Genomic DNA, 14,066 nt, shown 5'->3' with positions numbered 1-14,066 from the left:
CTTACATCTTGCAAGACAATTACTCACTGATGATGGAGTGATCTTTTGCAGTATCGATGATAAAAACCAAGCCTATGTCAAATGTTTATTTGATGATGTGTTTGGTGAGGGGAATTTTGTGGGGGATTTTATCCGTAAGACAAAAAGCACCACAAATGATGCAAAAACGGGCGTTAATTATCAACACGAATTTTTGCTGTGTTATGCCAAAAATAAAGAAAATGTAAATTTACTTGGTGGTCAAAAAGATTTAGATAAATATAAAAATCCTGATAATGATCCAAATGGCGAGTGGGTATTAAGTGATCCGAGTGCCAAGAGTGGAACTATGGAAAATGGTTATTTTGCAGTCAAAAATCCTTATACTGGAAAAGTAGATTATCCCCCAGAAGGGCGTTTTTGGCTTTTTTCACAAAATACAATCCAAAAACATATCGATGAAGGTCGGATTTGCTTTAAAAAAGAGCATAATGAAAATGAGCGTGGATTTATTTATAAACGCTATTTAAAGGATTTGAAAACGACTTTAACCACATTTGATTCTCTGAAATTTACACAAAATGAATTCATGAATCAAAATGCCACAAAAGAGCTTTTAGAATTGGGTATAGGTGAATATTTTACATATCCAAAGGGCGTTAATTTTATGCGTGAAATCATTAATCACGCTACAAACAAAGAAGACACTGATATTATCCTAGACTTCTACGCAGGGAGTGGCACAACAGGACATGCTGTTTTAGAGCTTAATAGAACTGATGGAGGGAATAGACAATTCATACTCGTAACAAACAATGAAGAAACAGAGATCAATCCTAATGGTATTGCCTATGATGTTACAGCCAAAAGACTCAAGCGTATCATGACAGGAGAATGCTACGAAGGGGGGGGGGCGATAAAATGGTTGGAGAAAAACAAACCCTATGGAGATAGTCTAGAGGTTTATGACATAGAACACCTACCTGCTGATAGTGATAAAATATTTGAAAGTATTGATGAGAGTTTATATGATCAACCCAGAATGGAGATTAATGAGAAGATCGATTGGGTATGTGAGAACTTTGAGAAGACTTGTAAGAGAGAGGAGGAGAAATGACCCAAAAGGGTCATTTAGTGAAAGGTAAGTAAATGCCGAAAAATAATGCTTATGGTGATTTTTCATCACCAAGAAAATTATACCAAAAAATTATAAATTTTTCCATCAAATTTAAATAGCATAGTGTCTTCTCCTTGATTTTATTTTTATTTAATTTATTTCACGGGTGTGTTATCGTTGTAGTGGTAAGGGTTATTATCTTCTCCCACTACTTCATCCCATGCATCTGAAATTACTTTAGCTTCTGCGTTAGCTTGTCCTGTTATCGGGTCTAAAATACCTTTTAATGATTCTGCTACTCCAAGCACGCTGTCATTGTCTCTATATGTAGCCCTTGCTAATTGCTCCAATAAAGCCCTATCGGGTCGTGGCGCGTTTTCTTCCTTGATTAGGCTCTTGATAAAATTAGCAAGTTTTGATACATTTAAACTCGTTTGCCTTAGTTCAGCCTGTGTCTTAGCAATCTGTGTTAAATCTCTGCGTAGCTGTTTTCTGTCGTAGTTCATATCAGGGGTCTCCATATGTTTATCCTTTGTTCTCGTTTGAGAATTTATGTTATGTTTAGCTTTATGTAAAGCAACTTTGGCTCTTGCCTTAACAGATTTTTGTGTGAAAAGTGGCAGAGAGCTAGATAGTCAAAGCGTTTAGGAACAAAGGTCCCTAAACTTATCTCAATAAGCGATTGACATTAATAGAATTAATGCTATAATCACCCTTGAGATAGCTTTGACTATCTTTATCAGTAGCATTTCTACCACCTCATTTCGAGGTCATAAATTTGCCACCGAGAGGTGTGACTCTCTGTGGCACAACCTCAAGCATAATTATAGCCAAAAATTTATATCATCAAACTCCACAAGTTGGCACAAATCCCCTATTTGGACTCTACTACTTTATCTAAATTATCTTTTCTGTTAGAGAGCTTTGAGTTCTGTTGCATATAAAAAATATTTCTGTAGAATTTGATTGTGAAGCTTACAACTCCTCTATGAAGTTCGCAGCTTCACAGAGGGAATTTGAGCTTCCGAAAGGAGGATTCAAATTATGATACTTAAAACGATCATAATTATAGCATTAATTTGCTTAATAGCAACAAAACTTTATTGATTTGTTGTTTAGGGTAGGTTTTGCAAACAGACCTGCCCCTAATATGATCGTTTTCCCTTGTTTGCAGACCTAAGTTCTCACAGAAAAATAATATGGTATAATGCTTCCAAATAGATATAAAACTACAATCCATCTAGTTTCCTTTGAGCCTAGATAATTTTACATTAAGGTACACAAATGCCAAAATTAATGCTTATGCTGTCAATCCTGCTCCCTAGTTTCCTCTTTGGAAAAGATGATACGCTCTTTATGACTTATTTCCCTATTAAAGTTTGGGGTGATGTGGAATTGTATCGATATGTTTTCAATGCTGCTGCAATGTTTTTTGAAAGCCATGCTTATAGTTCGTTCCTTTCTATTGCGTTCTTATTTGTAATTGGAAGAACAGGTGCACAAATTGCAGGGCTTATTTCAACACCAGGAATTGGTGCTTCAGCGATTGAAACAGGCTTGAAAGGTCTGCTCTTCATTGTTGCAGTATATTTTCTTTCAGCAAATACAGCAATGAAAGTGCCTGTAACCATCGAGGATCAACGCACCTATTTTGGGACAAAAGCACCTGATGGAACCTCTAAAGCAATAGTAGATCATATACCTTGGATTGTAGCCCTACCTGCATCTGTGGCATCAACTGCTGGAGCAATACTTTTAGATGTCGTAGATACTGTGGCTAATCCAATCAATGGTGTTCGTTATACCGATGTGGGCTTTTTAAAAAACTTTGATATGCTCAGGAAAGAAAGATTTATAAGGATAGACTCCTCTCCTAGGGGAATAGAGTTCAAATCAAAGTTCAAACATTATGTCAAAGATTGTGTGTTTAAAGCAATGTATACCATAGGAGAACCCTATGATCTCAAAATTGGAGATGGAATCGTTACATTAGCAGGGCTTGCTCCTGATAAATTTACGCCCTTAACAGATGGGTCTAATGTCATGGATGTCCTAGCCGATGGGAGAAATGTCCCTTGTAGAGAAGTTTGGGATGATTTGATGCAATACTATGATGCTCAAAACATCACATCAGAATATTCTGATAGGGTATCAAAATCCCTTGGGTTTAAAAATATGGCAGAAGCTTCTGGGTTGTTTGATTCTATGGCTGATAATATGTATGCAGGCGTTGATGATATGGCTAAAGGTATGAGTCCATATGTAGGCTTACAACTCCAAGCTTCCCTCTCCTCTGCAGTCGCTGAAGCAAAATATGCAGACAGCCTAGGTTTAACGGGTATTCAAGCCAATGCCCTCAATCAAAATCTCAACTCTGCTGTTACAAAATCTCAAACCGATGGGGTGCAACAAGCTAATTTTGCCTACCTCCTTGTGTCTATGCCCTTTTTAATCAACTTTATCACTGCCCTCACCTATTTCCTATTCCCTCTTATCTTGCTTGTGATTTGCTTTAGGGGACTTGAAGCAGGTAAAAAAGTATTCTATACATATTTGATTTCCCTTGGGGCTTTTGAGCTATATCGTATTTCTTTAGCAATTGTCCATGGCTTGGTAACAACACAGACCTCAAAGAATGCTGCAGCAGCCTTAATGGGAACGCTGGATAAAGGACATATGTATCACACCCAAGCTTACTATGAATATATGGCAATGCAAGCTAATTCAGCAGCAACGCTAGGGAATAATCTCGTGTGGATCGTGCCGATTATTATTATAACAGGGGGAGCATACATGGCATTTTTTGCTGGTAGAAGTGCAACCTCTGCTCAAATGACAGATGTCGCAGGAGCACAATCACAGATTTTAGGCAGTGATCTAAAAGAACGCACCCATCAAATTTCAGACAATCTAACAGGCAAGAAAACAGGCTTAGATGAATACTATTACTCCGAACAATTCATGAAAGACCTCACAGCCAACAATCAAGCACTCCTAGAAGCCCAAAGATATGCTAGAGGTCTTGAATACACAACCAGAAGTCAGATCGGTAGAGGACTACAAGATATTGAAAAAGATGTCGGCTTTGCTTCAGAAATCAAATCAACAGATGACCTCAAGCAGATAGCTGCTAGTGGAGGGTATCAAGGCGTATCCCAAGCAAGTCAAGCAATGGCTATGGGTAGTGTGATGCAAAATGGTGTGGATATTTCTGGAACAGGCAAACATGTTTCAGGGGATTCTTTAGCTAGGGCAAGTGGAGATTATGGAGCACAGCAACAAATTGGAGCAGCCAAAGGTCTGATTGCTTCTCAAGCCTATAACGATGCTGGAATGCTTGCAGGGACCAACTCAAGTAATAACCTCATTAGGGGTATGGAAAATCAAGCACGCATTGGCTTGAACCAAACAATGGGAGTGGGTAAAGAAGACTTGAGTGGTCAAGCAGGTGTGGATAAGATGAATGCGATCGAATATGGAGCACACGCAGGACTCAAAGGAAATATCGCAAAAGGAAAAGCCCTCAGAGAGGTTTATGGTAAAGATCTAGAAGGAGGAGGAACAGCTGGAAAAAGCTATGATGATATTGCAAGTGCCAATGCAAGAGTAGCTACTGCACAAGAAGCAGGACAAGGGCTTGCCAATGAAAAGAGAATCAAAGAAACGGGCATGTCTGGTATCACAAAAAATACAGCCACACTCACTGATGCCCAAAATATAGAAACAGATAATAAGGCAGATGTGTTACAAAGAAGATATAAGGATCTACTCAACTCAGGCAAAGGAAAAGATGCCACACACTCTTTTAAAGAAGTTTCTGGAGCTAATATAGAAGCCAAAGAAGTTGCTACAATCGGAGCAGGAGAAGAGAATGCAAAACTCTTTAAAAAAGGGGTTGAACTCAAAGATAGCGAAGGAAATGTTACCTCTACTACGCCTTATGATCAAGTTCTCCAAAATTCGGCAGCACACGATGTTGCAAGCAGAGCAAAAGGGTTTGCAAGTAAATTCAACACAGAAGGGGCTACACAATTAAGCAAAAAGCGTGAGAGTGATGAATACAAAGAAAGATTAAAGGAGGTTACAAAAGATCAAATAGCTTCCATCGACAAAGACAGTGCCAGTGCTATGCATCATAGAAGCCAAGCTATAGATGAAGCAATAGCAAGATCAGAGGAAGGAGAAAAACATGCGCGGCTAATGAGGGCACATAGGGAGGGCGCTGCATATTTAATAGCAGAGAAACTAGAAGCAAGAAGGAATCAACTATATGAAAAAAACAAAGCAGTAGTAGATGAAAGAGCCAATAATCTAAAAGAGCAGGTCAATCAAAGAGGAATGGAGCAAATTGATAAAGAGTTTAAGCCCTCTGCAGAAAGGATTTTAGATGGCATGTCAGATACAGTTGCCACTTCTCAAGGAATGCAATATGCCCAAATGAGTGCTGATATTACACAAGCACAAGGCATGGGGTATATTTCCAATGGAGGGCTTAATGCAACAGGAATGCAAGCCTATAATGTGATGGCTGCTAACAAATTTGGCTCAATAGAAGCAGATAGAAGAGCCTTTGGAAACACCAATACACAAAATGAAATCATCAAACAGCTTGAGTCTAGTGGTATGAGTGCAGCCGATATTGCAGCGATCAGACAAGGTGGATCACTTGGAGGAGCAGCAGGATTTCGTAGAGAGTTCTTAGCAAGGACTAGGGGAGTAGAGTTTGATACGATGATCAATGGAAAACGCACCAAAGCCACAATGGGACAAGATGGAGCATTCCAAGGTCGCACAATGGAGGGTATGAGCTATGCGTATGATGAGAGCAGAAGCTTCCAATTTGGAACAAGAGCAGATGCAGGCAACCTTTATTATAAAGGAGCAGATGCAATGAGTGGAGGAAATATTAATGCTATGAGAGGTGTTGCCTATACAGGAGCTGCCATTAATGCAGTTACAGATACAGCAGGCGTTATTAACAGTGTTGTTCCAGGGGGAGCTGTATTTAAAGGTGTCATCAATACTGGTAAAATATCTCAAACTGCAGCACACGCATTAAGAAGGGATATGGGGGGAATAAAGAAAACTTGGGAACCCAAGACCTCACCAAATTCAAACGCTTCCTCCAATCTTAAAGGTGGGGGGTAAATAAGATTTTGATACCTTACAGGTAATCAAAATCATTCGGACCTCCCACCTCCAAGATTGGAGTCAAGTCCATGACCCCATATTGCTGCTTCATATTTACTATATAGATCAATTATATTAGGGACAAAAAGCTTCACTCTTTGGGCATTAAGCTTAAAATCTTTTTGTTTTAAATATTTCTCTGTTGATGTATCAAAAAGTAAAAACTTGCTATCTCCATTTCTTTTTTCATATTCTTGACAATAATAATCAATAAAGATCTTAGGAACATCATTGAGCCATCGACCATATCCCTTGTGTTTCTTATTCCCTCCACCAAACTCTTTCCAGTCTTTCACCCTCACAGCCCCAAGTTTCATTTGTAAAAGCTTGTCATAGTATTCTGGGTTAATGAAGCTATAAATATAATCAGGTTCAAAATCTTCAAATATTAATAATCCGATTTCCCCCATCCTCTTAAAATGAGTATTTAATTTAATGGGCTTTATAATTGTTTCAAGTATTTTCTCTCTTGCATATTCGATTCCCTCTGTAGTCAGCAAGTATTCATTATTATCCATCTTCTCCCTAAGAAGTTCTTTACCCTTTTCTATATCACCATTACCGAGCATAGAAATAAATTCATTATATGAATGATGGAGGTTGCCTAAGATATGTTTTTCATAAAAGGCATCATCGTGCAAGGAAATATGCTTTGCCTTATCAAAAGGACCTTCTATTGGAGCTAAAAACCCCTTAATGGCACTATCATCTTCTTTCCTTAAAACCTTGCCATTTTCATCACGATACACCCCAACATAAAATCTGTCCCTATAAGCTTGAATACGGCAGAGAAAAGCCCATTGTATATGGGTCTTATTAAATTTGTATTTTACTTTAGAATAAATATCTCTTCGTGTATCTTGAGCAAGAAAAAACAAAACCCTATTTTTATCTTCTCCCCAAAGAGGGGTAGAAAAAGCACCAATATCATCAAAATTCATCATCTGTTATCCTTTCAATTAAAATAAACTAAATATTAACATAGATGAGGGGGAAATGCAACTAGGATATAAGAGCTGCTAATTTATAAATTTACAGCTAGTATAAAAGCTGTTTTACATATTTTCATCTTGTTTAAATCTCTCAATTTTTATAGGCAGTCTTGATGATACACTTCGACTATCTTGAGAGTTTATAATAATCTCATTTACATCACTATCTTTCAACTTATCAAGAATATATTGAGCCTCTTGTTCGCCGATGTATTCTAATTTTCCATCACGCTCTACTTCACTAATATAACTTATATGGTTCTCAAAAATTATCCAATATGGAGTATGGCAATAATATACAGAAAGCTTGGAGCAATGTGGGTTTAGCCATTTACAAGGCAATCGAAAATGAAGAAAAATATCACAAAACAACCTCTAAACCTTGCTGACACTACTCAAAAAAGATAAATGCGTTCCTCAAAGCCCTATGTAAGCAAATCAGAGTGATCTCTAAAGATCCTTGTTTATAAAAAAGCAATATAATCTCTCTTGAAGTAACAGTTAAGTCTGGTATCCCCCTATTGAACAGGGGGTATTTACTCCATCAATTAGAACATTCTATTCCTCATTTAAGGTTTTATTTATAAAAAAGTAATATAATCTCTCTTGAAGTTCCGATTCAGTTCGGGTCGCCCCTATTGAAAGGGGATCTTATTCTTTTGATCAATTAAGCTCGTTATCAATATTATTCAAGACATCTTTTAAGAATACTTCTATTTTATCAGCATATATACCGTTCGAAAAGCCCCTAAACGCAGTGTAAATATTTGGAATCTTAATTATTTTGTAATTATTGAGTATTCTCTCTTTGTTTTTCAATAAATTCTCCCAATGAAAAGCTCGATTGCGAATTTTTTGAACCAGAGCCAAAATAATTAATAACTTCAAATTATTGTCTTTTAGTTTTTCATTGAATTTTGAATACTTTTTTAAATCAATATTAGAAACATCTATTAAATCACAGGAATTGCAATATCGATGTTGCAGGATATAAAAAGCAACCTCAATCCAAAAACCAAACATCATCCTAGAAATCAAATGATTGTGACTGGCTAAAGAATTTTCTTTTTTCTGGAACTCTTGGTCTATTTTATAAAAGATTGCTTTTTCTCTGGGGTTCTTTAGATTGCCATTTTCTTTTTGGATCAACAATTCAGCGTGCCAAACCCTAATCCAATCCTGCCTTCTGTTAAGCATAATCTGATCTATCCTATTTCTAAAAACCAACTCAATAATGGCTAAATCTTTTGTGATTGAAGCAATCAAATCAAGATTTCTATCGTGTTCCTCAATACTCTCATAGCTTGAGATCCTATCTTCTGAAAAAAGTTGGGCGTATTTCTTATGTTCCAAATGTTCCCCCATACCAATGGGATTTTGGTTATATTAACACAGATGGAGAAGATTTGCAATGGGAGAGGTAATAAAACCCACCAAAGGTGATGAGGCTCTGGTGGGAATTAAGATAGGCGACAATCATCTAGGCTTGAGATTAAAGAATTCTCGAATCTCTTCTCTAAATACTGCGACCAAAATCGCAATGATTGTAAAAATGATACTTGAGTCCATCTTTTTGGTCTCCTTTTTGCAAAATCCCACCCCTGTCCCAAAAGACCAAAAAAAAACCCAATCCCTTGTGAGGATCGGGCATTTTGCAAAAAAGGCTACCTTAATTTTTAAGACTCCCAGCTCTCATCAAAAGTTGGGTGCATAAATTATAGATAATTTGATAAAACAAGTCAATAGATTTATAATTTTGATTTTGTGGTTGATGTGAAGAGATACGGGATTATATATTCTATATAAAACAATAGAATCCAGAGTGTCTTCTCTAAAGAGCACCCACCATTCATGGTGGTAAGACCTCTGAATTGGAAATATTATAGTATGATTTTATAAATAAAGACCTTAAACATTGAGTGCCTTTGGTAATCTTATAGCTAGAGAATTGCCACTTTTGAATATTTTGCTTTCATAGGCTCCTCCTTCTTGATTGTTCTTTTTGTTCATTATGATCAATCAATCATTATATGGCTATACAAGTCATAGATTTCATAGTATTCCCTTTCGACTTCTCTAATATCTTTAACCTTTGCCTTCAGTGTTTCTAGGTCGTTTTTAGAATAGAATCCTCCTATCTTGATGGATGGTGAGCAAAAGAGATTTTGGATTGAAACTCTGATGATGGGATTTTGTAAAAAGTCGTTGTCAAAAATATCTCTCAAACCAATGTATAAACGCCTATCTACAGCCTTTTGTATTACCTTGCAAGATGCTCTTTGCACATAAGTGAGTGCCAAAACATCTTTTAAATAATTCAATCTACCTTGCATTTTGTCATTATATTTAGCCAAAATAGGTCGGATCATAATAGAGTGATTACCACTTACAAAACAATAAAAACCTAAGGAACTAGTATTCTTGGTTTCAGATTTTTCCCAAAGCTCCTCATTAGAATGCAATATTTCTATTTCTATCAATCTTCGATAAAGATTATATAGCCTTCTATCCTCTTGGATTCGTTTTTCCTTTGGACTTAATTTCATTTTAGCTCCTTATGGGTGGGTATGGTTGCCTATGAAAGAGAAATTATCTTTGCAAGATACTGGCTTCCATCAAGCGATGATTCCTTTCTCTTGAAATTGATTAAAAGCTCCAAAAAGCCCTTAATGAACCTCAATGAGGAAATCCCTAGAAGGGATTTTAATTGGCTATCCAATCCTTAAAACAGAGTATGGATCACCCTTAGTAGTAATTTCTGCAAGTAAATCTTGTGGGATTTTGCTTGTATCAATTTTATCTCTACCAGAATACCAAGTCAAGCTTACTTTATATTCACCTGCTTTGGCAAACTTGATATTCATAGCTTTGAGATGGTCTGTAATCTCTTGTTTCATACCTTTAGCAACTTTTTCAGATTCTTGGATCTTTTTGAGTTTTTCTATTTTCTCAATAAACTCTTTTGGTAGTTCCTCGCCATCTTTTGCTTGCTTGGGGCAAGTGTCTTTAAAGGGGCAGTAAGGGCATAAAAAGGAAGTTTCAGCCTGTGGTTCAACCCCTGATTGGAGAGAATCCCAAACTAAGCTTGCCTTTTTGATAGCCACTTCATAAAGGAGAGGATCAAAGTCATATTCAAAGGCAATGAGTCTGTCTTCTGCAATAAGCAAAACAGCTATAATACCTCGTTTGACTTCAATTCCATTCTCTCTCATTAACCCCATTTGTGTCTGTAGCTGTAATACCCAACTCTCATAAGGCGTATCAAGGGAGTTTTTAGTGTTTTTACATTCTATGACAACACTTTCTCCACCTGATTCTATCAAGAAGTCAAGATGAGCTTTGAGCCATGGTTGGTTCTTGCCTGCAACTTCAACCTGAGAGCGATATTTAATGTTTTGACCTTTTAGACCTTCCTCAAGAATCGATTCAGACAAATGACCTCGAGTTTGAGCGAGGATTCCTTTTGTGTCGGATTCTACTTTATGGATTTTGCCTAAATAGCATTTCCTTGGGCATTGTCCAACATCTGAAGCACCAATATATCTACTTCGATCACCAAGTGAAGTGTCTTGTGCTTGTTGTTTTTTAATTCCACTGATCATAAACTCTATAAATTTATCGTTGATTTTCATTATATATCTCCTACAATTTGTATATTTTGTCCTAGGCAGAATCATTAGCCAATGGCTAAAAATTTCTAGCCAACAGCCTTCTGATTATCTGGTTAGTCCAGTTTTCCTATAGAATCTTGGTCGAGAACTATTACAGGACCATCATATAAGTCTCCATAAATAACAATGGTCTTATTTTCTAGCTCGTATAAATCCATTGAGGGTCTATCAATATTGTTTTCAAAGAAACTCTGACATTCGTATGGATTATCAAAAACCAAGAAATCTGAAAAATCTATCCAATGACCTTCTGAATCCTTCAGATCATCGATTGATTCATTATAAAAATAATCAAACATTGCTCTTTTGAGGTGTGGGAGTGCATCAATTTCAGTAGTTGTTCTCACCTCCATAAACTCCTCTAAAAGCCTTAAATACTTCGCCCTATCCTCGTTAGCAGGTGCTACAAAATACATATTTGGAACTAAAGGAGCTAAAGCAAGATATTTAAATATGGGTGTTTGATCACCAGATCTCCTTGCAAAAAGCTTTTCACCCATTTCAATTATCAAGTCATAAGGAAAATGATCCACATTGACAGATAACCCTCTACGGCGATACTCTCTTTCAGATAGCTCCAAAAGTCCTTTAGCACTAATAGGATATGGGGTTTCCATTCTCAAAGAATCTAAAATATCAAATCTCAAATCAGGCTGATTGAATCTATTAACAAATGTTATCAAAACCCTATCGGCTGATTCAACGATCAAGAAATCATTGGCTTCACTAATAAGAGCATCGCCCCTAAAATCACCTGTAAAAACCTGTGCAGATATACCAGACACTAGAGTATTACCCCTAATGATTGCTGTGCCACCAACTATTCCTTGGTAAATCTTGGCTTCTTCTAAAATCTTAGCTTTCCCAAAAACTCTACCTTCAGGATAAACCCAAGCAGTATTGTCTTGAGATAAATTTTCTTCACTCTCAATAAAACCCCCTTGATCGCCTTCTTTGATTCCATCAAAATCTTTAAGTGCAATAATGCGATAAAGTGTTTTGTTAGAAAGCTGGATAGTTTCATCTGTAAGTCTGTATTTTTTCATCAGTTTTCCTTATGTATTAAAGCCATAGGCTTACTCCTAAACACAAAGCACATAGCTCTGGGTTCAACTATTGGTTCTATAAAGTAATGTAATTGGTTGTAGTGTAGATAAGGCAGTTTAGAGGTTAGTTTCCAAATAAGATGTTCCACTCTTTTAAAAAGGCGACTCTAGCTTCTTCCATACTCAATGGTTTTCGTATGTAATCTGCAAGTTTTGTATATTCTTTAAAGGGTGCAAAAGCCCTCAGGCGATGATGGTAAGGCATATATATAATTGCCTCATTTACCATTATTCTCTTATCTGCAATTTTCACCTCTTCTGGCATATCTAGACTAAGATTGAAAATTCTAGCTGCCTGTTTTAGAGCTTTTTCTTCAGCCATTCGATAATCAGACATACCTTCTCTATATTTAATGGGAGTAGGCACATCCATTCCTGTCAAGCCTTCAAAAACTTCATGGATTAAAGCCCATTTCTTTAACTCTTTGTCTTTAAAACATTTTGCAAGAGCTAAGCAGTGTTGGGCGACCGAATAAAATTCTCTGGTTTGTCCCCAAAATCTGCAAGTCCTTGATAAGGTCTGTGCAATAATCTCAGGATCAAAATCTTCATCTTCTAAATCAAAGGGATTAATAAGGAATCCAGAAGCATTTATTACTAAATGATCATAAAAATCATTACAATCCTCTTCAATATCTCTAATCTTATATCTGTGATTACCTTTTAAAAAAAAAGCTTCATCTTCATAAAGCTCAATACTATGGATAATCCGATATTTCTGTCCTTCTTCATCATAGTCAGAATCCTCACAACACTGATTTGAGTAGGAATAGCGTAGATTCTCTTCAAGAAGATCAGCAATATGTATGGGGTTCTCTCTAACAATGTCCTCAATAACACCCCTATCTTGCCAAAATAGTTTTCCACAATAGTATGGGCGTGAGGTATGTTTTAAAATATGTTCTTTTAGATACTTAACAAACATTTTGGCTTCTCTTTTATCTTCTACTTTGTAAGCTTTTTTTCCATAACATACATACATTTTCTTTTCTCCTAATAATGAATACTTCTATCCCAAGGGACAGAAATATCCCGTGTGGGCATAAAGCAACTCTAGGCTGTGTTTAAAGGGGAGGGTGAGGAAATCCTCTGGGGTTAAAAGGTAAGGCTTTAGTCTTTGCAGTGAGTATTGCCTGTTGTGTCATCTTTATTTGTTTTGACAAAGAGAGCACAAAGCAAAACAACAATTGCAAGTATTAGCATAAGAAGCTGACCGAAACTCATTTATTCCTCCTTATTCTATAGTTAGTAGCAATTATAGCTAAAACAGAAACAATGGTTATTATATATGAGAACATTTTACCATCATTAAATATGCCATAAAACCCATTAATAAGCAGTCCTAGTGCAATATCTCTTAGGGTTTCTAAATTACCAAAACCAATTCTCAAATAAATTAAAATCTTTTTAAAAATTTTAATTCTCATAAGTCTAAAGACTCTAAAAAACCTATTCATTTTATTCTTTCTTTTCTCCTAATAATGAATACTTCTATCCCAAGGGACAGAAATATCCCATGTGGGCATAAAGCAACTCTAGGCTGTGTTTAAAGGGGAGGGTGAGGAAATCCTCTGGGGTTAAAAAATACTTTTGAACTGTTTGAATAGCTCTATGGCTTGAGGGTTGGTGAGGAGAATGACTATCAAAATAATAGCTCCCATAAAAATGGTTCTACTGCCTTGCTTGTCTATTCTATTTTCCACTTTACCAAACCTTTTTTCCATTTCTACCCTCAACTCTGCAATATCTTGCTTGAGTTCAGTTCTTACTTCTGCAATTTCAGTTCTTATGTTTGCCATTTCTATTTTGATTTTAGAAATCTCATCCATAAGTTTTTGCTCGAGTTTAGCAACAGCTGCTTCTAGGTCGGACTTAGTAGCAAATTCTCCTATAAGTTCGCATCTCACTTCATAAATGATCTGCTTGATTTTTCTATTGACCGTATCAATCACCACTTGACTTTGGTGGCTCAAGATATGTTCAATTGTAAAGACAATGATCTCTGTATCTC

At 36.5% G+C, this 14,066-nt stretch carries 10 protein-coding genes; 2 read left to right on the top strand and 8 right to left on the bottom strand.

Translation table 11 applies throughout. The features are described from left to right. The coding region (locus BKH46_RS08765; RefSeq protein ID WP_143428946.1) for a site-specific DNA-methyltransferase at positions 1–1,096 on the top strand (1,096 nt) is incomplete at its 5' end. Positions 1,097–1,251: 155 nt separating this feature from the next. Here the strand turns inward: BKH46_RS08765 and BKH46_RS08760 are convergent. Then, entirely contained in the window at positions 1,252–1,617 is a 366-nt protein-coding gene (locus tag BKH46_RS08760; RefSeq protein WP_095226461.1) for a hypothetical protein, read from the bottom strand. A gap of 763 nt (positions 1,618–2,380) precedes the next feature. Here BKH46_RS08760 and BKH46_RS08755 point away from each other — a divergent pair. Then, positions 2,381–6,244 (top strand): conjugal transfer protein TraG N-terminal domain-containing protein, encoded by a 3,864-nt coding sequence (locus tag BKH46_RS08755; protein ID WP_095226460.1) that lies wholly within the window; start codon positions 2,381–2,383, stop codon positions 6,242–6,244. Between the two features lie 32 nt (positions 6,245–6,276). Here the strand turns inward: BKH46_RS08755 and BKH46_RS08750 are convergent, their stop codons facing one another. The 7 genes from BKH46_RS08750 to BKH46_RS09565 form a co-directional block, all read right to left on the bottom strand. Beyond that, entirely contained in the window at positions 6,277–7,230 is a 954-nt protein-coding gene (locus BKH46_RS08750) for a hypothetical protein (protein WP_095226459.1), read from the bottom strand. Positions 7,231–7,941: 711 nt separating this feature from the next. After that, positions 7,942–8,631, bottom strand: coding sequence for a hypothetical protein (locus BKH46_RS08740; protein WP_095226457.1), 690 nt, complete (start codon positions 8,629–8,631; stop codon positions 7,942–7,944). Between the two features lie 662 nt (positions 8,632–9,293). Continuing rightward, positions 9,294–9,824 (bottom strand): hypothetical protein, encoded by a 531-nt coding sequence (locus tag BKH46_RS08730; protein ID WP_095226455.1) that lies wholly within the window; start codon positions 9,822–9,824, stop codon positions 9,294–9,296. Between the two features lie 165 nt (positions 9,825–9,989). Next, entirely contained in the window at positions 9,990–10,910 is a 921-nt protein-coding gene (locus BKH46_RS08725; protein ID WP_172402612.1) for a Dna2/Cas4 domain-containing protein, read from the bottom strand. Positions 10,911–11,002: 92 nt separating this feature from the next. After that, positions 11,003–11,995, bottom strand: a complete 993-nt coding sequence (locus BKH46_RS09695; RefSeq protein WP_216358717.1) for a hypothetical protein — start codon at positions 11,993–11,995, stop codon at positions 11,003–11,005. Between the two features lie 124 nt (positions 11,996–12,119). After that, the gene (locus tag BKH46_RS09690) at positions 12,120–13,037 is read right to left on the bottom strand and encodes an HD domain-containing protein (protein WP_216358716.1); all 918 of its coding nucleotides are present in this window, start codon (positions 13,035–13,037) and stop codon (positions 12,120–12,122) included. A gap of 595 nt (positions 13,038–13,632) precedes the next feature. Next, positions 13,633–14,066, bottom strand: a 434-nt coding sequence (locus tag BKH46_RS09565; RefSeq protein WP_216358715.1) for a hypothetical protein, incomplete at its 5' end; no start/stop codon positions are given.

This window comes from Helicobacter sp. 12S02634-8 (assembly GCF_002272865.1).
In the GTDB taxonomy this organism is placed as follows: domain Bacteria; phylum Campylobacterota; class Campylobacteria; order Campylobacterales; family Helicobacteraceae; genus Helicobacter_J.
Note: the sequence above shows the minus strand (reverse complement) of the source record. Positions and strands in the feature narration are given on the sequence as shown.